Annotated in this window: 13 protein-coding genes; 12 read left to right on the top strand and 1 reads right to left on the bottom strand. The window is 42.5% G+C overall.

Features of this window, described 5'->3' with window-relative positions; genetic code table 11:
• The first annotated feature begins 39 nt into the window (after positions 1-39).
• The 11 genes from SNE25_RS16985 to SNE25_RS16935 all read left to right on the top strand — a co-directional run bounded on the left by SNE25_RS16985 (position 40) and on the right by SNE25_RS16935 (position 22,523).
• Positions 40-1,560 (top strand): O-antigen ligase family protein, encoded by a 1,521-nt coding sequence (locus tag SNE25_RS16985; RefSeq protein WP_321560185.1) that lies wholly within the window; start codon positions 40-42, stop codon positions 1,558-1,560.
• A 4-nt stretch (positions 1,561-1,564) separates the two neighbouring features.
• Positions 1,565-2,179 (top strand): acyltransferase, encoded by a 615-nt coding sequence (locus SNE25_RS16980; protein WP_321560184.1) that lies wholly within the window; start codon positions 1,565-1,567, stop codon positions 2,177-2,179.
• 10 nt (positions 2,180-2,189) lie between these two features.
• Positions 2,190-3,548: an oligosaccharide flippase family protein gene (locus SNE25_RS16975; RefSeq protein WP_321560183.1), complete on the top strand. Its 1,359-nt coding sequence runs from the start codon at positions 2,190-2,192 to the stop codon at positions 3,546-3,548.
• Positions 3,538-4,749 (top strand): glycosyltransferase, encoded by a 1,212-nt coding sequence (locus tag SNE25_RS16970; protein ID WP_321560182.1) that lies wholly within the window; start codon positions 3,538-3,540, stop codon positions 4,747-4,749. Before SNE25_RS16975 ends, SNE25_RS16970 begins: the two co-directional genes overlap by 11 nt.
• Before the next feature lie 42 nt (positions 4,750-4,791).
• On the top strand, positions 4,792-5,979 hold the full coding sequence (locus tag SNE25_RS16965) for a glycosyltransferase (RefSeq protein WP_321560181.1): 1,188 nt from the start codon (positions 4,792-4,794) through the stop codon (positions 5,977-5,979).
• Between the two features lie 89 nt (positions 5,980-6,068).
• On the top strand, positions 6,069-8,726 hold the full coding sequence (locus SNE25_RS16960; RefSeq protein WP_321560180.1) for a non-ribosomal peptide synthetase: 2,658 nt from the start codon (positions 6,069-6,071) through the stop codon (positions 8,724-8,726).
• 38 nt (positions 8,727-8,764) lie between these two features.
• Entirely contained in the window at positions 8,765-9,688 is a 924-nt protein-coding gene (locus tag SNE25_RS16955) for a glycosyltransferase family 2 protein (RefSeq protein ID WP_321560179.1), read from the top strand.
• Positions 9,685-10,860: a glycosyltransferase family 2 protein gene (locus tag SNE25_RS16950; protein WP_321560178.1), complete on the top strand. Its 1,176-nt coding sequence runs from the start codon at positions 9,685-9,687 to the stop codon at positions 10,858-10,860. The genes SNE25_RS16955 and SNE25_RS16950 overlap by 4 nt, the downstream gene beginning before the upstream one ends.
• A 221-nt stretch (positions 10,861-11,081) precedes the next feature.
• Entirely contained in the window at positions 11,082-17,711 is a 6,630-nt protein-coding gene (locus SNE25_RS16945; protein WP_321560177.1) for a polyketide synthase, read from the top strand.
• A 1-nt stretch (position 17,712) separates the two neighbouring features.
• Complete coding sequence (locus SNE25_RS16940; protein ID WP_321560176.1) at positions 17,713-21,741, top strand: non-ribosomal peptide synthetase; 4,029 nt, start codon at positions 17,713-17,715, stop codon at positions 21,739-21,741.
• A gap of 8 nt (positions 21,742-21,749) precedes the next feature.
• A complete protein-coding gene (locus SNE25_RS16935) occupies positions 21,750-22,523 on the top strand; it encodes a 4'-phosphopantetheinyl transferase family protein (protein WP_321560175.1) in 774 nt (257 codons plus the stop codon).
• On the opposite strand, the gene SNE25_RS16930 is transcribed toward SNE25_RS16935, so the two are convergent.
• Positions 22,494-23,219, bottom strand: coding sequence for a glycosyltransferase family 2 protein (locus SNE25_RS16930; protein ID WP_321560174.1), 726 nt, complete (start codon positions 23,217-23,219; stop codon positions 22,494-22,496). The two genes, SNE25_RS16935 and SNE25_RS16930, sit on opposite strands and share 30 nt — an antisense overlap.
• Positions 23,220-23,304: 85 nt before the next feature.
• Here SNE25_RS16930 and pbpC point away from each other — a divergent pair, with 85 nt between their 5' ends.
• Entirely contained in the window at positions 23,305-25,698 is a 2,394-nt protein-coding gene (gene pbpC / locus SNE25_RS16925) for a penicillin-binding protein 1C (RefSeq protein WP_321560173.1), read from the top strand.
• The last annotated feature ends 251 nt before the right edge of the window (positions 25,699-25,949 follow it).

The following is a 25,949-nucleotide window of genomic DNA, read 5'->3' as shown; positions in this document are numbered from 1 at the left end:
ATAAAAATATTATTCCTCTAATCATACAGCGCGTACTACATGCAGAATGATCAAACCGGTAATAGTAGAATCAAGATGAGTTTTTGGGACAAATTAATTGATCAAAAGTTCTCCAATCCGTGGGTACCTTTTTGTTTGCTGGTATTCTCGTTTTTCTCAAGTTTTGTTGTTTATAAACTCGGTATCATTGGCGCCGTAGGCATTTTAGCATTGATTGTTGGTTTACCGGTGGTGCTGGCAACCGTGATGTATCCGAAATTTGGGATAACAGTATTGATCCTGGCTTCCTTCTTTATTAATTATGTGTCGGAGTTTTTACCCGATGAAGTACCTATAGGTACATTGCTTGATGCTATTACCTATCTGCTCATATTAGGTTTTTTTATTAAACAAAGGAAGGAGCAGGACTGGACCTATTTTAAAAATCCCATAAGTTATGTTATCATTTTATGGCTGGCATATAATTTATTCGAGGTACTTAATCCGGTCGCGCCATCAATGCTGGCCTGGGTGTACACGGTGCGTACTGTAGGCTTTATCATGCTGATGTACTTTGTTTTTGTTTTTCATATCAGGTCGGTAAGCTTTATTAAATTCCTGTTTAAGCTTTGGCTCGCGCTGGCAACCGTTGCCGCCATATCTGCCTTTCAGCAGGAAAATTTTGGTTTTTTTGGCTTTGAAAAAAGATATCTGTTTGCAGATCCTTTGCGCGTAAGCCTGCTTTTTATAGAGGGGCACATGCGCAAGTTTGCTATATTCTCAGATCCGGTTACGTTTTCTTACAACATGGTAATGGCAAGCTTGCTGTGCATTTCATTGATCATGACTAATTTAAGTTTACGCAAAAAGATCATCCTGGGCTGTTTGGCCGCCTTCTATTTATTTGTAATGCTTTACTCGGGTACCAGGGCTGCATATGTGCTGGCACCGGCTGCTTTATTGATGATGGCTGTTTTAAATTTCAATAAAAAGGTGCTGATATTTGCTTTAATCGCGGGCTTCATGCTGGTAGCTTTGATCGTTGTCCCTACCTCCAATCCACTTATTAAAAGGTTTCAATCAGCTTTCAGGCCGTCTAACGATCCATCATATAATGTAAGGGCCGAAAATCAGAAGCGTATAAAACCCTACATTCTGGCACATCCAATTGGAGGTGGTCTGGGGTCAGTTGGTATTTGGGGGCGACGGTTCGCCCCAAACTCCATGCTTGCCAAATTCCCGCCAGATAGTGGTTATGTACGTGTGGCAGTTGAAATGGGCTGGGTGGGTTTAATACTGTTTTGCACCCTGATTTTTACTGTGCTTTATAACGGCATTAATTTCTTTTACACCATCAAAAACCCTGAGCTAAAAATTTACTGCATGGCCATGATACTTATCATATTTGCGCTCAATGTGGGCAATTTTCCGCAACAGGCCCTTATACAATACCCGTCGAACATTTTGTTTTACCTGGCCATTGCCATTTTAGTTGTATGTAAAAGACTTGATAATGAAGAACAGCAAAAAGTACATACCCAAATACCCAAACAAGAACGTATTAAATTAAAATGGAACTAAACTAATGGCATTTGTATCAACCATAAAATCAAACCCCAGGCTAAAAAGCTTTGTACACTGGTTACTGGTACGAAGCGGCGAAGCTAAACCAAGGTTATGGACCCGCTGGTTTATTAATCCGTTTTTTCATCAGCGTGGCAAAAAGTCGGTTGTTCGCTTTAAGGCACGCATGGACGTATTTCCCTTTAATAAATTTTCATTAGGCAATAACAGCATCATTGAAGATTTAGCTACCATAAACAACGGTGTTGGTGACGTTATGATAGGTAATAATTGCGGCATTGGCATCGGTAATGTGATCATTGGCCCCGTAACTTTAGGAAATTATGTAATGCTGGCGCAGAATATTGTTTTATCCGGTCTTAACCATGCATATGAAGATATTAGTACACCTCCTCGGATGCAAAAAGTAACTACAAAACAAATCACCATTGCTGATAATGTTTGGATAGGCGCTAATAGCGTGGTTACCGCTGGTGTTACTATTGGTAAACATTCCATCATTGGCGCAGGCAGTGTGGTTACAAAAAGCATTCCTGATTATGCTGTAGCGGTTGGTAACCCGGCCAGGGTTATCAAGAGGTACAATTTCACAACAAATAGCTGGGAAAAAGCGTAACAAACAACACATGGGGTTTCTTAAAAAAGTCATTAATAAACATACTCTTTCCTTAGCAAGTAACGCCATTATGCCGGTATTAGGCATGGCTATACTGTCGTTAATGGCACGTTATCTCGCTAAATCCGACTTTGGCGATTATATTTTTTTCCTTGTTGTATTTACACTGGCCGATACCTTCAGGACCGGGTTTCTGCAAACATCGCTCATTAAATACTATGCAGGCACAAGTGCCCAACGCGCTAACAATATTGCGGGTTCTGCCTGGTATCTTGGGTTTATCATAGTAGCCTGCTTCGGGGTGGGGAATTTATTATTGTATCTCTTCTACTTCGGAACCAATCCCAATATGGTTATTATCATAAAGTGGTTCAGTGTAATTTTTATCAGCACCCTCCCTACTGCCATAGCAGGCTGGATTTTACAGGCTGAAGAACGTTTTGACAAATTGTTCATGGTACAGCTTATTAACCAGGGCGGGTTCTTTATATTAATAATGCTGCTTATTATTTTCCACCGCGTAAATTTCCAAAATACCATTTACTGTTATCTTTTAAATAATGTTATCAGCAGCATTATTACATCATCGGTGGGCTGGGCCAAAGTAAAAACCATTAGCAGCAAAAGCTGGGCATCGGTTAAAGAGCTTGCGCATTTTGGTAAATACAGCGTAGGTACCTCTATAAGCTCATACTTATTACGCAGCTCTGATACGTTCATTATCAAAATGATGTTCCCCTCGGAACTGCTGGCCGTTTACTACATCCCTCAAAGGTTAATGGAGATATTTGAAATACCGTTGAGGGCCTTTATAGCGACAGCGTTACCGGTGATGTCGGCAGCTGTGCATCGCGAAGACAAAAAATATGTATCCTATATCATGAAAAAATACTCGGGTATGCTTACTATGGCATTAATACCAGTGGCCATAGTATCATTTATCCTTGCAGATATAATTATTGGCCTGCTTTTCGGTGGGCAGTACAAGCACTCTGATGCCGGAAATATCTTCCGCATATTCATGTGCTTTGTAATGCTGCTACCTATCGACAGGTTTTTTGGAATAACCCTCGACATCATCAACAAGCCGCACCTTAATATGATTAAGGTTTTTATTATGCTGGCCGTAAATGTAACCGGCGATTTTGCAGGGATATTTATCTTCCACAGCTTATACGGCGTGGCTATAGCATCGATCTTCACTTTTTTTTCAGGAGCGATATTTGGTTACTGGGCGCTCAAAAAACATTTACAATTTAAAATGGGCGATATATTCAAATTAGGTTATATCGAATTGATGGAACTGATAGGCATGCTCTATCAAAAGATCAGGAAAAAAGAACTGGAGCGAAATGAACATGGAGCTTAAAAACAAGCATATCATTATATTTTCTCAAATGCAGTTTGACGGCCGCCTGGAGTCGACCAACTACACCATGGCCAAACATCTGGCTAAGGATAACCAAGTGTATTATGTAGACAGGCCATTTACCTGGAAGGACTATATCAAATTTAAAGATACACCAGAATACAGGGTACGTAAACCGCATTTTTTTTCACCGGGCAATAGCTGTATACAAACGGAGATACCTAATCTTAAAATCATTATTTCGCCGCCGGTACCTTCTATCAACATGTTACCCGAAGGGCCTTTATACCGTGCCGCCGTAAAATTCAATGAAAAGATTGTTGTTAAGAGGTTAAAAAAGGTAATCAAAAGCCTAAACATACAGGATTACATCTATATCAATTCCTACAATTACACCTACCCCAACTTTCACCGGCTGATAAAACCTGTATTAACAGTTTATCACTGCGTTGATCCGCTGGTTGAGGAATACCAGATCAAACATGGTTTAATCTCTGAGGATATTGTGGTAAAAAGCGTTGACCTGGTAATTTGTACCAGCAAACAATTACGGGATAGTAAGAAAAAACTTAACAGTAATACATTCTTCATTCCAAACGCGGCAAACATAGCCCATAGCCAAAAGGCCCTGGACCCTATGCTACCTGTAGCCGATGTTTTATCGGACATCAAAAAGCCCGTTATTGGATACTTCGGAAACATTGAACGCCGGATAGATTACGATTTGCTGATAAAAGTATTACAGCAAAACCCTGATAAAAATTTCGCTTTTATAGGCCCAATTGATATTGATTATGTAGAGCACGTTGCGTTTAAAGAGCCCAATATATTTTTAAAGGGCGCTGTACCATACAATCAAATGCCGTCAGTATTAAAAGGCTTTGATGTAGCCATTATCCCGTTTAAAAAAGATGAGGTAAGCAACGCAATATTTCCTTTAAAATTATTTGAATATCTCGGGTCGGGCAGGCCGGTGGTATCAACCGATTTTAATACAGATTTGAATGATTTTACCGGCGATACCGTAACGTATTGCGCCAACGCCACTGAGTTTACCGCTGCAATTAACAAATCATTAAACGACTCGCCAACTCTGCAACAAAAGAGGCTTTCGGTAGCTGCCGAAAACACCTGGGAACACCGCATTAAAGAAATAAAAAACTTACTGGCATTAAATTTAGAAAGTAAACTAAATAATTGAATTTATAGTATAAAGGATTAACAAGCCCCCAAGCACATATACATGGATATCGTAAGATTAATAGCAACAATTGTGATGGATGTAATTTTTATATATCTGGGTATATATTGCATCTATCTATTTATTTTCTCACTCGCGGGGAAATTAATTCCCATTAAGCAACCTCCTGTTGCTTCTTCGTTAAGTCGTTTTGTAATTTATATATGTGCATACAAGGAAGATGAGATTTTATTAAACTCTGCCGCAAGCGCCTTAACTATTGATTATCCAAAAGAGCTGTTCCACATTTGCATTATTGCCGACTCACTTAAACCCGAAACCATCGAAAAATTAAAGCAGATGCCTTTGCAGGTTTTGGAAGTTTTTTTTGAGAACAGCACCAAATCAAAAGCTTTGAATAAAGCCATTGAAAACACTGCCGAAGGCTTTGATGCAGCCATAGTTTTTGATATTGATAACATAGCCGCTCCCGATTATTTATATCAAATAAATAATTATTTAAAAGCCGGCGAAAAAGTGATACAGGGCCATCGGGTTGCTTTAAACACCAACACTTCAGTAGCGGTGCTTGATGCCATCAGTGAAGAAGTTAACAATCACATTTTCAGGAAGTCACAACGGGTATTTAATCTTTCTGCAGCCATAATAGGTTCGGGTATGGCGTTAGAATACAATTTGTTTAAAGAAACCATGTCGAAAATTGACGCGGTTGGCGGCTTTGATAAAGAGATGGGATTGATCCTCACCCGGAAAAAAATCAGTGTTGCCTATGCCGAAAAAGCATTCATTTATGATGAAAAAGTAAGCAACCCGGAGGTATTCAAAAAGCAACGCAAAAGATGGCTTTCGGCACAATTCAACCTGCTGCGCAAGTACGGAAGCAGTGGATTTGGCGAGCTCTTTATGCACGGTAATTTTGATTATTTCAATGAGATATATCAAATGTCCATACTGCCGCGCGTGCTCATGCTCGGGCTTATGCCTTTTATGCTGCTCATCTCGTTTTTACTACCCGGCATTGGCCCTCACTGGCATCTTTGGCTTATAGCTACCATCTGCTGTTACGTTGGTATTGTTGTTGCTATACCGGGAGAGTTCTTTAACGGAAAATTACTTAGCGCTGCACTTAAACTGCCGCTTATATTTTTTACTATGCTGTTATTGTTATTTAAACTAAAAGGTGCAAATAAAAAATTCATACATACGCCACACGATCATACTGCTGCGTAAGCTGCACTAAATCTTCGGCAAAAAATAATGATAAATACCAGGTAATAATCCGTTACTACTTACTTAGATAAACAAAGCAATACCCCACGATGGATGCTACAGTAAATACCGCCGCTATAAGCACATTAAACAATACCCAGGCCGATTATCCGAAGGATAAAGCACTGCACCACTTTGTCAGCCAAAGAGCACATGAAACGCCCGACCAGGTAGCTTTAAAATTTCATGAACGCGTTTTCAGCTACAGAAGTTTAAATGATGCTGCCAATAAGCTCGCTCAATATTTAATTGAACAGGGTTTGGAAAAAGGTGATGTTGCCGGTCTGGCGCTTGACCGTTCGCCGGAAATGGTTATATCCCTGCTGGCAATTATGAAAGCCGGCGCGGCCTATGTACCGCTCGATCCCGAGTATCCGAAAGACAGGATTGAATTTATGCTCGAAGATTCATCGGCCAAAATATTAATTACTTCAAAAAAGTACCACGATCACTTTATAGCCAACTCAAAAGAAGTTTTAATTGAAGATGCGCTTGATAAGTTTCCTATTTATTCGGCACAGGAACCCGAGGTTGGTGTAACAGGTCAGGATCTGGCCTATATACTCTATACTTCAGGCTCAACAGGTAAACCAAAAGGTGTGCAGATTCGTCATCATAACCTCATCAACTTTTTATTAAGCGTACAGCGCGAACCAGGCATTACCCCTGCCGATAAGCTTTTGGCTGTTACTACCATTTCATTTGATATTGCCGGTCTTGATCTTTACCTGCCACTCATTAGCGGAGCACAGTTACTTTTAGCCGATTCTGCTACCGCGAAAGACGGACGTGCACTGGTTGATCTGGTAAAGGCTGAACAGGTTACCATATTACAGGCAACCCCCTATACCTGGCGCATGATGCTGGTATCGGGTTGGGATGAAAAACTGCCTTTAAAAGTATTTTGCGGCGGTGAGGCCTTACCAAAGGACCTTGTGGCACAACTGCTCCCAAAATGTGGAGAGATCTGGAACCTTTATGGCCCCACCGAAACTACGATATATTCTACTGTTAAACAGGTAACCAGTGAGGAAGATATTACCATCGGCAAACCGGTTAACAATACCCAGATATATATTTTAGACGAAGCCCTGAAAAATTATACCGATGGTACTATTGGCGAAATATACATAGGTGGCGATGGCGTTGCTGTTGGGTATTTAAACAGGGCCGAATTATCGTCAGAACGCTTTGTTGATGATATATTTTCAGGCATCCCCGGCAGTAAAATGTACCGCACAGGCGATTTGGGTAAGATAAGAGAAGATGGAGAAATAGTTTGCCTAGGCCGTATCGACCACCAGGTAAAAGTACGTGGTTACCGTATTGAACTGGAAGAAATTGAACAAAATCTTTTAAAAGAAGATAACATAAAACAAGCCGTAGTTATTGCAAGGGAGGATACCCCGGGCAATCCAAGACTGGTGGCTTACGTAGTTGTACACGAGCAAAAAAACGACGGAGATCTGCGGGCCCAGTTTGACACCTGGCAGCATGGCCTGCTTGCTGTATTGCCTGAATATATGGTGCCTGACGATTTTGTGATCATGGATACCATCCCCATCACCCCTAACGGGAAAATTGATCGCAAGGCCCTCCCAAAACCTGATTACAGTCACATACAACGCAGTGGTGAATTTGTAGCACCACGTACCACCACCGAAAAACTGGTTGCCGACATTTGGCAGGAACTAATGGGTTTACAGAATATCAGCATATTCGATAACTTTTTTGAGCTGGGCGGCCGTTCATTGGTTGCAGTGCAAATTATGGCCCGTCTTGAAAAAGAAACAGGCAAACGATTACCTTTAGCCACCCTGTTTGAACACTCGACAGTAGAAAAACTGGCGGCAAGACTCGAAATGGATCCAGCTTCCATAACCTGGGAGTCATTGGTGCCTATTAAACCCAGCGGCAGCAAAATGCCATTATACATTGTACATGGTGCCGGTTTAAATGTACTGTTATTTAATGCCCTTGCCATGAACATGGATGCAGACCAGCCCGTTTATGGATTGCAGGCTAAAGGGCTTAATGGTATTGATGAGCCTTTGGATGTAATGGAAGAAATTGCCGCAAATTACATAGCCGAAATTGTGGCCAAGAACCCTGATGGCCCTTATGCCCTTGCGGGATATTCTTTAGGTGGTATTATTGCTTACGAAATGGCCAAACAGTTAATGGCTGCCGGCAAAGAGGTTAAAATGCTGGCTATGTTTGATACTTATGCCGAACAATCAACCGTAAATAATCCGGTCCTCAGGAAAGCTTTTGATAGTACCACTTTAGTTTTAAAACAGATAGGCTACAGCCTGGTATTGCTTGCCGACGATCCTAAACGTACTATTGAATATAAGAGCCTGATCTTAAAACGGAAGATCATCAAATTGTTCTGGAAACTTTCACCAAGCAAGGAAGAGAAAAAGGAAGGCTTTTTTGCTTATGATAATGAAATTGACGAGGCCAGCGAAAAAGCTTTGCGCAATTACATACTAACACCCCTGCCAATAGCTATTGAACTGTTCAGGGCTAAAAAACGCACCTTTTACATGGCCGATTTTAAATTCCTGGGATGGTTGCCGTTTGCCAAAAAAGGGGTTAATGTTTACGAGATTCCGGGCGAACATAACACCATATTTGCACCACCAAATGATAAAGAGTTTGCAGTTGTGCTGCAGGGCTGCCTTGATAAAGTATCAAAATTGTAATTTATAAAATTGCCCGCTCATAACAACAAATGGTATACATGAAAAAAGTTTCTGTAGTTACTGTAAATTTCAATCAACCGGCGGTTACTGAGGATTTACTGTTATCTATAGAAAAAACGAACAGCTACGCTAATATCGAAATCATTGTGGTTGATAATGCCAGCAAAGTAAACCCTGTGCCCGAATGGTCGGAAAAGTACCCTGCGGTAAAACTGATCCGCTCGGATAAGAACCTGGGTTTTGCCGGAGGGAATAACCTTGGTATAAAAGAAGCTACCGGCGATTATCTTTTTCTGGTAAATAACGATACCGAGTTTACCCCCGGCTTAATTAATAAACTGGTTGAAATACTTGACAACAACGTTGATGCGGGAATGATTTCCCCGATGATCAAATATTACAGCGATAAACAACTGATACAATATGCAGGCTATACAGCTATGAATTACTATACCTGCCGTAATAATTGCATCGGTTTAAAACAAAGTGACACAGGCCAGTTTAATCATATCACCGGTCCTACCGCTTATTGCCACGGCGCAGCAATGATGATCAGGAAAGAAGCTATTGATAAAGCCGGGCTCATGAACGAGAATTTCTTTTTATACTACGAAGAAGTTGATTGGGCCGAGCAAATCATCAGGGCAGGTTATAAAGCCTGGGTTTGTACCGATGCCCTCATTTATCATAAAGAGTCTGTTTCTGTTGGCAAAAAAAGTCGGTTGAAAGAGTATTTCATGAACCGCAACCGCATACTTTTTATACGCCGTAACGCACCGTTTTTTAAGATGCTCATATTCTACGTTTACTTTCTGCTGTTGGTTGTACCCCGTAATGTGATAGCATATATAAAAACTAAAAATTACAATTTTATTCCTATGCTTTTTAAGGCAGTCTGGTGGAATTTTTCGAACTCTAAAAACAGTAATAATTTAGGTTATCCCATTAATACGATCGCATGAAAATCACATTAATACTTAGCCTGATTATTGTTTTTTACACTTTTGCCGGTTACGGTATACTGTTATACCTCATTATCCGCATCAAAAGGATAGTTAAAGGCCCAAAACCAATCATAGCTGATAATATAGATAGTTTACCTACCTGCACCCTTGTAATTGCCGCTTATAACGAAGAGGCTTTTATTAAAGAAAAGATCAACAACAGCCTTCTGCTTAACTACCCGGAAGACAAATTAAACCTGCTGTTTATCACCGATGGCTCCTCAGATAAAACGCCGAATATTATTGCTCAATACCCGCAGATCAAATTATTGCACCAGCCACAGCGGGCCGGCAAAATAGCCGCCATACACCGCGCCATGGAATTTGTACATACCGATGCCGTAGTTTTTACCGATGCCAATACCTTTTTAAATAAAGATGCGCTGATAAAAATATGCAGGCATTATGCCGATAAAACCGTTGGAGCCGTTGCCGGTGAAAAACGGGTTCATTTTGACGAAAATGCCGATGCGAGCGCGGCTGGCGAAGGTTTTTACTGGAAGTATGAATCGGCCCTTAAAAAATGGGATTCTGAACTTTATTCGGTTGTTGGCGCCGCAGGTGAGTTATTCAGTGTGCGGCGTTCGTTGTACCAGCCGGTTGCGGCAGATACTGTTCTGGACGATTTTATGATATCTATGCTGATAGCCAAAAAGGGTTACCGTATAGTATATGAACCTGAGGCTTACGCTACCGAAACCGCGTCAGAAAACGTAAGCGAGGAATTAAAGAGGAAGATCAGGATAGCGGCAGGCGGTATGCAATCAATATTGCGCCTTAAGAGTTTGTTTAATCCGTTCTCTTACCCTGTGCTTTCTTTTCAATACATCAGCCACCGGGTTTTGAGATGGACGGTCACTCCTTTCTTGCTGATACTTTCATTGGTTTTAAACGTAGTGCTTGCGCTTGAGCCTGATAACACCGGTTATAGGGTACTGCTGTTTGCGCAAATACTGTTTTACATATTGGCGTTGCTCGGGTACATCATGGAAAACAGGCAGTTACGTATCAAAATATTATTTATACCATATTATTTTTGCATGATGAATTATGCTGTATTAGCAGGTATTATCAGATATTTTACCACTAAACAAAGTGCAGTTTGGGAAAAGGCACAACGTAAGCAATAGTTAAATTTAATTCAAAAGAAGCACTGACTGTTTGTTTGAATTAAAGTAGTTATACAATAATTAAATACACAAAGAATTAATTTTATTTCTTTAAATTAAATATTAAACATATATAAAAACATAAAAATTGCTATCTTGAACTAATTAAAGTTCCTGCAAATAACTTTAATAAAACCAATTAAATGGTTGTACCAGTGTAAGATAGCCAACCTTGTCATTTAATGAATATCGATAACGTGTCTACAGCAGAAGGTAGGAATCATGCTTTTTTGATCCACCAATTATTTGAACATCAGGTAAATAAAATTCCTGATGCAATTGCTGTTTCTTATGATGGCAGACAACTTACTTACAGTCAGCTGAATCAACAGGCAAATAATTTGGCAGCTGCCCTTATTGAACGTTCTCCCAATTCAGCCATCGTTGGGGTCAGCACCTATCGCAGTATAGAAACAATCATCGGTGTTTTAGGTATTCTTAAAGCAGGTAAAGCTTATTTACCGCTCGACCCTGGTTATCCCCTGGAAAGACTTGAACAGATTGTTAGCGATTCTGGCATTGATACCTGCCTGGCGGTCACGGCGCAAAAAAACATATTTGAACAGTTGCCCATAAATGTTTTGTGGAGCGATCAAACCTACCCATCTGTTAATTCTGTTCCGTATACTAATAACTCAGGTGGTGCGTATGTGCTATATACATCGGGTTCAACAGGCACTCCAAAGGGCGTTTTAATGGGGCATTACGCTCTTGTTAACCTCCTTTTATGGCAAAAAGATAATTCCATTTCAACTACAGGTACAAACACACTGCAATTCGCCCCGCTTACATTTGATGTATCCTTCCAGGAAATATTTGCGACTTTAACCACAGGCGGCACTTTAGTGCTTGTTGATGAAGATTTAAGGATTGATCCGGTTAGGCTCTTACAGTATATTGAAGATTATTCGATAAACAGGATATTTTTACCATTTGTTGTACTGCAATATCTAACAGAGGCGGCTATCGCTAATAAGCATATCCCGGCCTCCCTGCAGGAGGTAATGACCGCAGGTGAACAGTTGAAAATAACCCCGCAGGTCGCCGCCTTTTTTAAAGCCTTACCTAATTGTGTTTTATATAACCAGTATGGCCCTACCGAAACGCATGTGGTAACCCAGCTAAAATTAGCTGGTGATGCTGCGCAATGGCCTGCCCTGCCTTCTATCGGGATACCTATCAACGATACCGAAATTCTGATACTTGATGAAAACCTGAATAAGCTACCGGACGGAGAAACCGGCGAGCTTTGCGTAGCCGGTGTAAGTCTGGCTGTAGGTTATTTAAACAAGCCCGACCTTACTGCCGAAAAGTTTATCAATTGGCAGGATTCTACGGGTAAAACAACCCGCATGTACCGCACCGGTGATCTGGCACGCTACATGCCCGACGGAAACATTGAATACCTGGGCCGCAGGGATACACAGGTAAAGATTAGGGGAAACCGGGTAGAGCTTGGCGAAATTGAGGTATTGCTCAATCAGCTGGAAAACATACAACAGGCGGTAGTGATAGCGAGGGAAGACGCTTCCGGGCAAAAACGCCTGATAGCTTATCTTGTAGCATCAGGTAGTCGGCAGCAAACTGATTATATCCGTAAAAGCTTAGAACAGCAATTACCTGATTTTATGCTGCCCTCTGCATATGTATGGCTCAACGAACTGCCAAAAACTACCAGCGGCAAGGTTGACAGGAAAGCGCTGCCACTGCCAAGTCTTCAAAGACCTGAACTTTCAGCGCTTTATAAAGCACCATCAACCATAATTGAAAAAAACATAACCTCGGCTTGGATCCAATTGCTGCAACTGGATAAAATAGGTTTGGATGATAATTTTTTTGAGCTTGGCGGTAACTCGCTGTTAGCCTTAAAAACAGTTGCCTTATTAAAGCAGCAGCACAATTATGATGTCCCTGTCACTAAACTTTATCAATACCCAACTGTCAGCGGGCTGGTTGACTTTTTAAATGGTGTTCACAAAGCCGCTCCTCTCCTACTTAACCGAAAAAACAAAGGCAATAATACCAATCGCGATGTTGCTATTATTGGCATGGTAGCAAGGTTGCCTGGAGCCAATACCATGGATGAATTTTGGGACTTGCTTACTGAAGGTAGGGAAACCACCAGCTTTTTTAGCAATGATGAGTTAGATAAAAATATACCATCGGTCTTAAAGAACGACCCGGCTTATGTAAAAGCAAGGGGCATTATTGATAAAGCCGATGAATTTGACGCGGAGTTTTTTGGCTTTAAACCAAGGGCTGCTGAACTCATGGATCCGCAGCAACGGGTATTTTTAGAACTGGCCTGGGAGGTACTGGAAAAAACCGGTCACCTGCCACAAAAACACACCGGTTCTGTTGGTGTATTCGCCGGTTGCGGGTATAATACTTATTATAATAACAATGTATTAACCAACCCGGAACTGGTTGAACGTGCAGGCCATTTCAACGTAAGGTTACTAAACGAAAAAGACTATATAGCAACCCGCACAGCTTATCAATTAAACCTTACAGGACCGGCGGTTGCGGTTTATTCAGCATGCTCCACTTCTTTGTTGGCCATAGCCCAGGCGGTGAGCAGCATCCGCGACGGACAATGTTCGGTAGCGCTTGCCGGTGCGGCATCCATAACTTCGCCTTTAAAAAGCGGGCATCTTTATGAAGAAGGTTCTATCATGAGCAGCGACGGCCATTGCCGCCCTTTTGATGCTTTAGCTACTGGTACTGTTTTTAGCGATGGCGCGGGCGTAGTACTCTTGAAAGACCTCGAGGAAGCCAAACGCGATGGTGATACTATTTATGGTATAATAAAAGGCGTTGGCGTTAACAATGATGGTGCGGGCAAAAGCAGCTTTGGCGGCCCAAGCGCGTCCGGACAAGCCGGGGCAATAGCTATGGCAATAGACGATGCGGGAATTGACGCATCGACTATTAGCTATGTGGAAGCCCACGGAACAGCCACCCCACTCGGCGACCCTATTGAAATGGAAGGCCTGAATCTTGCTTTTGGAAATCAGGACAAAAAACAATTTTGTGCCATTGGCTCTGTAAAAAGTAATATGGGGCACCTTACCGCTGCCTCTGGGGTTGCGGGATTGATTAAGACAGTATTGGCTTTGCGTAACAGGCAAATCCCTCCATCATTATTTTATAACCACATCAATCCTAACATTGATATTGCAAATAGTCTGTTTTACGTTAATGCGCAATTAAAACCGTGGGATGCCGAAGGTATAAGGCGTGCCGGTGTAAGCTCGTTTGGCGTAGGCGGCACCAACGTGCATGTTGTTTTAGAAGAATTTGAACCTGAGCCTATAGCAGTTGGTATTGATAAATCATTAAAATTGATTACCTGGTCGGCAAAAACAGAAAACAGCCTTAACAATTACGCCAGGAAGTTAAGCGACCATATAGCCCGGCATAAAGATATCGAACTTAATGATGTAGCCTATACATTGCAAACTACGCGGGAAGATTTTAACTTTCGCAAATTTATTATAGCCGATAGTAATGACGATCTGCTTGTTAAATTAAACGCGACGAGTACAGACCCTTCTGCTTCAAAAAGCTTAAAAACCAAAGCTACCGGAGTAGTATTTATGTTCCCCGGTCAGGGTTCACAATATGCCGGGATGGGACATGACCTGTACCGGAACGAACCTGTTTTTGCCGCAGCTGTTAATGAATGTATTGATTTATTGAAGGGTACTATACATGAAAACTTATTGGATGTAATGTACCCTGATGCTCCTGACCATCAATCGCATGAAAAAATAAAACAAACACTGTATGCCCAGCCCGCCATATTCATTTTAGAGTATGCCCTGGCAAAATGGTGGATGCACAACGGTATGCAGCCCGAGGTATTAACCGGCCACAGCATTGGCGAATTCGTGGCCGCGCATTTAGCTGGTGTGTTTAGTTTGAAGGATGCTTTAACATTGATCTCCGAAAGGGCAAGGTTAGTTAACGGTGCGCCAACAGGCAATATGCTGTCGGTTAGATTAGAGGCCAATAAATTGGAGGAAGTTTTACCAGCAGGTATTTCTATCGCAGCAATTAACGGACGTAAATTGTGTGTTGTTGCCGGCCCTGCCGAACTGATCAATAAATTTGCAGGTGAGTTAACCGAAAAAGGGATACCAAGTCGTTTGCTGCATACCAGCCATGCGTTTCATTCGGCTATGATGGATGATGTTATTGCTCCTTTTGAAGCGGTGGTAAAATCCATAAAATTAAACCCTCCCGTTAAACCGGTTGTGTCGACAGTAACGGGCAACTGGATGACCGAAGCCGAAGCAACCGACCCTACCTATTGGGCACAGCATCTCAGAAAAACCGTGCGTTTTGCAGATGCTTTGGATATATTACAGCAAAATGAGAACAGCGTTTTCCTTGAAGTTGGCCCGGGCAATATACTGGCCACGTTAACCCGCCAGCACATGGCAGGCCGATCTATAATAGCCGGGTTTGAAAAAAATGAAACCCTTACAGAAGGTTATTCCGTATTAAAGGCTTTGGGGCAAGTATGGTTAAACGGCATTGAGCCTAACTGGAAAGCCTTTTATAAAAACCTCAACCGAAAGAAGATAGACTTACCAACTTATGCCTTTGACCATAAACGTTACTGGCTCGAACCGGCCATTATTGCCAATACTATTGAAATCGCATCAAATACATTTATTAAACCAACAGAAAACACAGTTCTGCAAACTATAGAGATGAGAAAAGATATTTTAATTAATAAACTAAAAGAAATATTTGAGGATGCGGCAGGTATTGAGATTGACGCGGCTGCCACTGGTTTAAGTTTTATTGAAATTGGTTTCGATTCCCTTTCGTTAACACAAATTGCCACTAACCTTAAAAAAACATTCAATATACCCGTTACTTTCAGAAAATTATTTGAAGAATATAACAGTCTCGAATTACTGGCTTCATACCTTGATGCCAATTTACCGGCCGATACATTTAAACCCGTACCAGTTGCGCCTGCTCTTGTAACAGCAGCTCAACAGCCTGCATTTAATATTCAAACACCAGTTATAAGCAACGGGACTAATAATAATGATCTGATAATTGGACTGATATCCCAGCAGCTGCAGTTGCTCACCAATCAGCTTGCACTCCTGCAAAATGGGAATGTAAATCCACCTGTAATTGCTCTGGATCACAATTCATCAAGGCCCGTTGCAGCGCCTGCACAATCACAGCCGGTAAAATTTGAGCTTTCGCCCGAAGAAGCAATCGAAATAAAAAAACCTTTTGGCGCAACAGCACGCATCGAAAAACAAACGCTTGGACTGAATGAAAAGCAAACCGACTTTTTGAAAAGTCTCACTATTCAATACAATGCAAAAACAAAAGGCAGTAAAGCGCAAACACAAAAGGACCGTGCTTATATGGCCGACCCGCGTGTGGTAAGTGGTTTCAGGCCCTTAACCAAGGAGGTGGTTTATCCGTTAGTGGTGAATCGTTCAAAAGGAAGTCATGTTTGGGATATTGATGGCAATAAATACATTGACGCGTTAAATGGTTTCGGTTCAAACTTTTTAGGTTACCAAACAGATTATCTTAAAAAAGCTGTGCTGGAACAGGTTGAAAAAGGCTATGAAATTGGCCCTCAGCATGAGCTGGCAGGTGATGTTTGTAAACTGATAACCGAGTTTACCAATTTCGACCGCGCAGCGCTTTGCAACACCGGCTCCGAAGCGGTTTTGGGCGCGATGAGAATAGCCCGCACGGTTACAGGCCGCTCGTTAATTGTAGCATTTAGCGGATCGTACCACGGCATTAATGACGAGGTGATTGTTCGCGGGACTAAAAAACTAAAGACCGTACCCGCCGCGCCGGGCATTATGCCCGAAGTGGTTCAGAACATGCTCATACTGGATTACGGCACAGAGGAGTCCTTAAAAATAATAGCCGAAAGAGCGCATGAACTGGCTGCTGTACTGGTTGAACCTGTTCAGAGCCGTCGTCCGGAATTTCAGCCGGTTGCTTTCCTGAAAAAAGTGAGGGAAATAACCAGCCAATCTGATACCGTTTTAATATTTGACGAAGTAATATCAGGTTTCCGGATGCACCAGGGCGGCGCCCAGGCATTGTTTGGCATTAAAGCCGATCTCGGCACCTATGGTAAAGTAATTGGCGGTGGTATGCCTATTGGCGCTATTGCAGGCATCAGCAAATATATGGATGCCCTTGATGGCGGCAACTGGCAGTTTGGCGACGATTCAACTCCCGAAGCCGGCGTAACCTATTTTGCAGGCACCTTTGTTCGCCACCCGCTGGCCCTTGCAGCCGGTAAGGCTACGTTACTGTATATGAAAGAGCAGGGCCCTGCCCTGCAGGAAGGTTTAAATGCCCGTACTAAACGCCTCGCCGATGCACTAAATGCAATTTGCGAGCGTGAAGGTTTGCCTCTATACATACCGTACTTTGGCTCATTATGGAAAATTAAGTTTAAATATGAGTTAGCTTACGGAGAGCTGCTATTTACATTGATGCGCTTAAAGGGCATTCATATATGGGACCTTTTTCCTTGTTTTTTAACTGCATCTCATACTGATGAAGAAATAGATCAGATTATAAGCAAATTTGATGAAAGTGTGGCGGAATTAATAGAAGCCGGTTTTATACCCACTGAGAAACCTCAACCTGCAAATGGATTACAAGCTGCTAAGGTAATAGCAGAGCCGCCCGTTCCCGGCGCGAAGCTTGGCCGTGATAAAGATGGGAATCCGGGCTGGTTCATTAACGACGAAAACAACCCGGGGAAGTATTTACAGGTAAAATTTAGCAATAACTAATTTGGATAATATTTACACATACGATACAATCCCGGTAGAATTTGACCCTTTCCATGGGCCCGAATTATTGCTACTTGCACCGGCAACAGAATCACAGCTGGAGATCTGGACGTCGTGCCTGATAGGTGGCGATGCAGCTAATTGTGCCTATAATGAATCGTTCTCGTTAAGATTAACAGGCGTGTTTGATCAGGATGCTATGCTCCGGGCCTTACAGGATATTACCGACAGGCACGAAGCGTTAAGATCAAGTTTTAGCGCCGATGGCCAATACATTTGCGTGTACAAAGAACTGCCGCTTGAAATGGATTATCAGGACATTTCTGAAAGGTCGGAAGCAGAACAACAGATTTTTATTGACAGCCAAAACCTGCAAAATGCCTCAACTCCATTTGATCTTATTAACGGCCCGCTGTTTAAGATAAACCTGCTTAAGTTGGCTGATGAAAAACACCATTTAACCTTTACCGCTCACCATATTGTATGCGATGGCTGGTCAATTGGTATTATGATGCAGGACCTGGGCAAATTGTATAACGCCCACTCTAATAATGCACCCATACAATTACCACCTGCGCCTTCATTCAGCGATTATTCTGCAGAGCAATCAGCATTTGAACAAAGTCCTGAATTTAAAGAAACCGAGGCTTATTGGCTCGATCAGTTTAAGGGGAGCAGCCATCTCTTAAATATTCCGGCTGATTTGCCCCGCCCCGCATTGCGTACCTATAAAAGCCATCGGGAAGATTTCAGCTTGGACACTGACCTGGTTGTCTCCCTTAAAAAACTGGCCAAAACCAGCGGCAGCAGCTTTGTTACCACCCTGCTGGCCACCTTCGAGCTATTTTTGCAGCGCTTAACCGGACAGGAAGAAATCATTTTAGGCTTACCGGCCGCGGGGCAATCGGCTACAGGAAATTACGGGTTGGTTGGGCACTGCGTTAACTTGCTCGCGCTGCGCAGTTATCCAAAGGGCGATCAGTCATTCAAAAATTATTTAAAACAACGCACTTCTGCTATTCTGGATGCTTATGACCATCAACTGTACACTTTTGGCAGCTTGCTCAAAAATTTAAACATCCCCCGCGACGCGTCACGCATACCGCTTGTACCGGTAATGTTTAACATTGATATGGGCATGGATGACGGTGTGGTGTTTGAAGGCTTAAAGCACCAGCTGATCAGCAATCCACGGGAGTACGAAAGTTTTGAAATATTTGTAAACATATCCGGGCGCGACGAAACACTCGTATTGGAGTGGTCATATAATACGCAGCTCTTTAAAGCATCAACCATTCGTAACATGATGGATGACTTTGAGTTTCTGTTAAAGCAACTGGTAAACGATCCGGATATGCTCATCGGCGATATCCCGGCTAAAAATTCCGGTGAACTAATAAAGCTTTTAAGTGTCTGGAATGACACTTACGCTCCCTATCCCAAAGATACACCGCTGCACCAGCTCATCAGCCAGCGATGTGAACAGTTTGGCGATAGTGTAGCCGTTAAGTTTGCAGACGAAACCATAACGTACAAACAGTTAAATGAAAGCGCGAACCAACTGGCTGCTTTACTGATCAACCAGGGCGTAAAAAAAGGTGATAAAGTTGCCTTTGCCTTAAACAGATCGGCACAGTTGGTTATGGTTATGCTGGGGATCATGAAAACCGGCGCAACTTACGTGCCTGTTGATCCGCAGTTCCCTTTAAACCGCATTAATCACATGCTGAATGATTCGGCGGCGGTGTTATTGCTAACTACCGATGATTATAAAGAGCGCTATCAATCAAACGCTAAGGAGCTATTGATAGAAAATATCTGGCCACAACTTGCGCAATATCCTGTAACCGATCCTCTTGTTGAGGTAACCGGCGATGACCTGGTTTATATTTTGTACACATCTGGTTCTACCGGTATGCCTAAGGGCGTACAGATAGCCCATAATGGCTTGGTTAACTTTTTGTATAGCATGCAGAAAACGCCCGGCATAACTGCTGCTGATAAATTATTGGCTGTCACTACCGTAAGTTTTGATATTTCGGGACTTGAGTTATTTCTACCCTTAATCAGCGGCGCACAGATAATTGTTGCCAACAGTGCCGAAGCAAAAGACGGCCGCGCCCTGCTTGATATCATCAGGAACGAGAAGGTAACCGTTATGCAGGCCACCCCCTATACCTGGCGCATCATGCTCGAAGCCGGCTGGAACAAATCCACCCCTATAAAGGTTATTTGCGGCGGCGAGGCGCTACCAAAGGAACTGGCCGAGAAGATAACCGCCCGCGCTGAGAGTTTATGGAACGTATATGGGCCCACCGAAACCACGGTATGGTCAACCATTAAGCAAATAAAAGCTGATGATCGGATGATCACCGTCGGGCGTCCGATTGACAATACATCCATTTATATTTTAGATCAATACCTTAATCCGGTTGCGCCCGGTATTCCGGGCGAAATTTATATTGGCGGCGATGGAGTTGCCAAAGGTTATTTAAACCAAGCCCAGTTAACCGCCGAGAAATTTATCAGCGATCCATTCTCCGCCACGCCGGGCAGTAAAATGTACCGCACCGGCGATTTAGGCCAGTTCATGGAAGATGGTGAAATTGAATGCCTGGGGCGTATCGATTCGCAAATAAAAATACGTGGCTATCGCATAGAAACCGGCGAAATTGAATATCACCTTGCCAACGAATACAACGTAAAGGAAGCCGTGGTTTTAGCAAGGCCGGATAAAAATGGGATTAATAAACTGGTAGCCTACCTAGTAATTAACGATAACTATCGTGCGGAGAATGAAGCGGAGCAGATAAAGGGCTGGCGGATGACTTTAAAAGCTGCCCTGCCAGATTATATGGTACCCGACGATTTAATCGTGATACCAGCTATGCCATTAACGCCTAATGGCAAGGTTGATAAAAAAGCCCTTGCTGCTCAGCACACCATACTGGCCGAAAGTATCAATTTATACGTTGCCCCAAGAACCGATGTAGAGAAATTAGTTGCCGATATCTGGTCCGAATTTCTGGAGATTGATAAAGTAGGTATTTACGATAACTTTTTTGAATTGGGCGGTCATTCGCTTATAGCTGTACAAGTGATGACCCGCATTGAAAAGCTTACAGGCAAACGCCTTCCGCTCGCTGCATTGTTTGAAAATTCAACGGTTGAAAAATTGGCGTTAATGTTGGAGATGGATGGCAAGTCTATTGTATGGGATTCTCTCGTACCCATTAAACCTACGGGCAACAAAATGCCGCTGTATATTGTACATGGTGCCGGGTTAAATGTACTGCTGTTTAATACGCTGGCATCGGGTATGGATGCCGACCAACCGGTTTATGGCCTGCAGGCTAAAGGCCTTAACGGCATTGATGAGCCATTAAAGAATATTGTTGATATAGCGGCGCATTATAATGCGTCAATCATGGCACAAAACCCTAACGGCCCTTACGCACTTGCCGGGTATTCATTTGGTGGTATCATTGCCTTTGAAATGGCCAAACAGTTTCAGGCCATGGGCAAACAGGTAAAAATGCTTGCTATGTTTGATACATATGCGTATCGCTCGCCCTATTATGATCCCTGGTTAACCATGCAGATTAAAAGGGGCAAGTTTTTTGGCAGAAAAGTAGGATATAATTTATCGTTTCCGAACGGCTTTGCAGATACTGTTTCACATGCAGGTAAAATGGCTAAGCGCGGTCTTACCCGGCTGTTTTGGAAATTATCAAAAAATGAAAAGCAGGAAGGTTTTTTTGGCTATGCCAATAAAATTGATGAAATGAATATCCTTGCTGAAAAATGGTATAGGTTAGCGCCAAATGATATAGCTGTAGAATTATTCAGAGCAGAGGAACGAACCTTTTATATGGACGACTTTGAGCATCTTGGATGGAAACCTTATGCATTAAAAGGAGTTAATGTGCATAAGGTACCCGGAGAGCATAACACCATCTTCAAAGCCCCTAACGATAAAATATTTGCCAGTATATTGCAAAACTGTTTAAACGAGGCCGCAAAAAAATAACTATACCCATGAGTTTAATTAAAGTTCGCATTCAGTTTCAGGATGATGTCAAATGGCAAATTGGGAAAGAATGCGATTATAAATTAAATGATAATCAGGTAGATGTATGGAGAATCAAAATCAGTTCAAACCTGGCTTTTATCGACGACTTTTTTAAGGTATTACTACCCGATGAAATAGTAAGGGCAAACCGCTATGTACAAAAAAAGGACAGGCTTAGGTTTGTGGTAAGTCGCGGCGCATTAAGATGCCTGCTTGCCAAATATACCAATCAGCCCGCTACAACTATTAAATTTGTGGTAAGCGCCAATAAAAAGCCATCTATATTTCAGCAAAACATCAAATATAATGTATCACATTCGGGCGATTGGGTGCTGATTGCTATATCAAATACCGAAGTTGGTGTAGATACAGAAGAAATAGATTCATCGTTTAGCTATAAAGAGATACTTGCAGACAATTTTGGCAAAGACGAGATCAATTACATCGCGCATCAGGATACCATTAACAGCTTTTATTTGCTCTGGACACGTAAGGAGGCCATTACCAAAGCAACAGCACAGGGGTTGGATGATTGCCTGAAATATATACCCAGCTTAACAGGCAATCATGAAGTAGATATTAACATACTTTCATCAGATACAAACTGGCTTATAAACAGCTTTAAACCCGACGAAAATAATATGGCAAGTTTAGCCACAGAAATAACAGCCGGCGAAATCAGGTATTGGGATGTTAACTTTGAAAGATTTTTACCTGGCTTTAAACAAACCGTACTTTAATATACAATAGATAGCCCTTACCCCATCTTTCCAGCCTATTTTTTTGCCCTCTTCATAAGTACGCCCGTAATAGGATATACCCACCTCATATATCCGGATTTTTGGCACCCTTGAAATTTTGATGGTAATTTCAGGCTCAAAGCCAAATCGTCTTTCGGTAAGCGGTATGGCCTGTATTACCTTGGTGTTAAACAGCTTGTAACAGGTTTCCATATCGGTAAGGTTCAGGTTTGAAAACATGTTTGATGCGAACGTAAGCCACCTGTTGCCTATAGTATGCCAAAAGAACAGGATACGGTGTGGGTTGCTCCCCATAAACCTTGATCCGTAAACCACATCGGCAAAGCCCGAAATAACAGGCTTTAACAGGTCATTGTATTCTGATGGGTCATACTCAAGATCGGCATCCTGAATAATCAGGTATTCTCCTGTAGCTTTTGATATACCGGTATGTAATGCCGCGCCTTTACCTTTATTAATTTCGTGTTTAAAGTATTGTATATTAAGGTCGGGATTAGCTTGCTGATAAGTATTAATAGCTTGTTCAGTATGATCTTTTGAACAGTCATTTACAATAATGATCTCTTTTTGAATATCATTTGTAAGGTCTACGGCTTTAATTTTATCCAAAATCAGATGTATCGTATTACCTTCGTTATAGGCAGGGATAATAATTGATAATTTTTGTATTGTCATTATTGTTTTGTTATGAAACTATACAGCCGCTGCGTATCTTATGCTGCTGTATATGGCTTATTTTATCTTTATTGAAAATATATTAATGCAAGCAATATTAAAACGAGCCAAAGTTTACTTAAAAAAACCAAAAGTAGTACTAATACTCGTATTCTTGTTTGGTTTAACCCTGCTATTTTGGTTTTGTTTGCCTAAACCGTTATTTAAAAGCCCTACATCTTATGTAATTGATGATAATAACGGGCAATTACTGGGGGCTGCCATAGCAACTGATGGTCAGTGGCGTTTTCCGTACAACAGCAACGTACCCGAAAAATTTAAACAATGCATCATCACGTTTGAAGATAAGCGCTTTGAGCACCACCCTGGTTTTGACGCATTGGCCTTCGGCCGGGCCATCAGGCAAAATATGCAATCAAAAAAGGTAACCAGCGGTGGCAGTACCATTACCATGCAGGTTATCAGGCTGGCAACTAAACATAAACGCACTATTTGGAACAAAATAATTGAAATTTTTATGGCCCTGCGGCTGGAGCTTACCTATAGTAAAGATGAGGTGCTTGCTTTATACAGCAGTAACGCTCCTTTTGGCACTAACGTGGTAGGTTTAGATGCAGCCTCATGGCGATACTTTGGCCGGGGCCCCGATAAACTTTCGTGGGGCGAAATGGCTGCCATGGCGGTTCTGCCAAACTCCCCGTCATTGGTACATCCCGGCAGGAACAGGGCTATATTGCTCAAAAAACGTAATTTGTTATTGAACAAACTTAACCAGGATGGTATTATTGACAGCACAACCAAAGCCCTGGCCGAGTTAGAGCCTGTACCAGACAGGCCAATGCCTTTGCCGCAGTTTGCACCGCACCTGCTACAGCGTTTTAAAAATGATCACCAGGCCAACCCCCTGGGTGATACAAGGCTTCAAACGAGTATAAACTCAACGCTGCAACAACAGGTTAATGACATACTGGAGCAGCATCACCAGGTTTTAAAGGCAAATGATATTAATAACATTGCGGCCATTGTTTTAGATGTGGAAACGGGCGCTGCATTGGCATATGCCGGTAACATTTCGCACCGGGAAGATCCTCAAATGGAAAGCGATGTTGACGTGATAGATGCCCCCCGCAGTCCCGGCAGCACGTTAAAACCTTTATTATATGCGTCTATGCTGCATAATGGCTTTATATTACCCAATAGTCTGCTGCCCGATGTGCCTACCTTAATTGCCGGTTATCATCCCGAGAACTTTGATCTGGGTTATGATGGCGCAGTACCAGCTTCAAGGGCCTTATCTCGCTCGCTTAACGTGCCCGCGGTAAAAATGCTGCAGCAGTTTAAATATGAAAGATTTTATGATTTCCTGCATAAAACAGGGATCACTACCCTAACCAAACCGGCTGACCATTACGGCCTGTCACTAATATTGGGCGGCGGCGAAAACACCTTATGGGAGCTCAGCGGTGCCTATGCCGATATGGCCCGGGTGCTTAACCACTATAATAAATACAAAGGAATGTATGATCCGGGCGATTATCATAACCCGGTCTACAGCTTGCAGAATAATTCTGGGAAACCCAACTTAGAAAGATCGGGCTTATTGGATGCCGCCTCTATTTATTACACGTTTCAGGCTATGGAAGAGGTAATGCGGCCCGGCGAGGAAATGTTATGGCAGCAATTCAGCTCCACGCAACGGGTGGCCTGGAAAACAGGCACCAGCTTTGGCTTTCGTGATGGATGGGCAATAGGCGTTACACCCAGGTATGTGGTTGGCGTGTGGGTAGGCAATACCGATGGCGAAGGCAGGCCCGGCTTAACCGGCATCAATACTGCCGCACCGGTACTGTTTGAAATATTTAGACTATTACCCGTAACGCGTGATTGGTTTGAAATGCCCACCAGCGAAATGGTAAAAATAAACGTATGCCGGCAAAGCGGCTACCGCGCCGGGCAATATTGCAGTGATACCGACGAAATGTGGATACCTAAAGCCGGGTTAAGGGCACCTGTTTGCCCGTACCACCAGTTGATACACCTCTCTGCCGATGGCAAATACCAGGTAAACGGCAACTGCGAATCGCCGCAAAACATGGTCAATAAAACTTGGTTTGTATTGCCGCCTTCAATGGAATATTATTACAAAGCACGCAACTATCAGTACCATGTATTGCCACCGTTCCGCGATGGCTGCAGCCAGGCCGAAAATAATAACGCCATGGAGGTAATATATCCTAAGGATGGCGCTAAAATATATGTGCCGCTTGAGGCTGACGGCAGCCGGGGCCGGATGATCTGTAACGCGGCCCATCGGGTGCCGGGCATGAAAATATTCTGGCACCTGGATGATCAATATGTTGGCGAAACCAAAGATTTTCATCAAATGGCATTAAACCCGCCTCCCGGCAAACACATACTTACACTGGTTGACGGAAACGGTAATACCATCAATATCGGTTTTGAGATTTTGAGTAAATGAGTCAAATAAAAAATGTGTCATTGCGAGGCACGAAGTAATCTCTTTAGGACAGCATCAGTGGCTGTCACACTGAGCTTGTCGAAGGGCGAGCGCAAAGGTTACCCCACCATGCTTCTACAGAGCAGCAAGACACCCTTCGTTTCAATAATTACTTGAGTAAAGATTTCTTCGTACATCAATGACAAGAAGCTTATTTTCTATGTAAACTCATAACCCATCACTCAAAACTAAAAACTATAATTATATTGCCT

The sequence above is a fragment of the Mucilaginibacter sabulilitoris genome, assembly GCF_034262375.1.
GTDB lineage: Bacteria > Bacteroidota > Bacteroidia > Sphingobacteriales > Sphingobacteriaceae > Mucilaginibacter > Mucilaginibacter sabulilitoris.
This window is presented reverse-complemented; position numbering and strand designations above follow the sequence as displayed.

What these genes read in the sequence shown, in the direction of transcription:
- SNE25_RS16985 (WP_321560185.1), top strand. Translation starts at nt 40, where the DNA reads ATGCAGAATGATCAAACCGGTAATAGTAGAATCAAGATGAGTTTTTGG.
- SNE25_RS16980 (WP_321560184.1), top strand. Translation starts at nt 1,565, where the DNA reads ATGGCATTTGTATCAACCATAAAATCAAACCCCAGGCTAAAAAGCTTT.
- SNE25_RS16975 (WP_321560183.1), top strand. Translation starts at nt 2,190, where the DNA reads ATGGGGTTTCTTAAAAAAGTCATTAATAAACATACTCTTTCCTTAGCA.
- SNE25_RS16970 (WP_321560182.1), top strand. Translation starts at nt 3,538, where the DNA reads ATGGAGCTTAAAAACAAGCATATCATTATATTTTCTCAAATGCAGTTT.
- SNE25_RS16965 (WP_321560181.1), top strand. Translation starts at nt 4,792, where the DNA reads ATGGATATCGTAAGATTAATAGCAACAATTGTGATGGATGTAATTTTT.
- SNE25_RS16960 (WP_321560180.1), top strand. Translation starts at nt 6,069, where the DNA reads ATGGATGCTACAGTAAATACCGCCGCTATAAGCACATTAAACAATACC.
- SNE25_RS16955 (WP_321560179.1), top strand. Translation starts at nt 8,765, where the DNA reads ATGAAAAAAGTTTCTGTAGTTACTGTAAATTTCAATCAACCGGCGGTT.
- SNE25_RS16950 (WP_321560178.1), top strand. Translation starts at nt 9,685, where the DNA reads ATGAAAATCACATTAATACTTAGCCTGATTATTGTTTTTTACACTTTT.
- SNE25_RS16945 (WP_321560177.1), top strand. Translation starts at nt 11,082, where the DNA reads ATGAATATCGATAACGTGTCTACAGCAGAAGGTAGGAATCATGCTTTT.
- SNE25_RS16935 (WP_321560175.1), top strand. Translation starts at nt 21,750, where the DNA reads ATGAGTTTAATTAAAGTTCGCATTCAGTTTCAGGATGATGTCAAATGG.
- SNE25_RS16930 (WP_321560174.1), bottom strand. Translation starts at nt 23,219, where the DNA reads ATGACAATACAAAAATTATCAATTATTATCCCTGCCTATAACGAAGGT.
- pbpC (WP_321560173.1), top strand. Translation starts at nt 23,305, where the DNA reads ATGCAAGCAATATTAAAACGAGCCAAAGTTTACTTAAAAAAACCAAAA.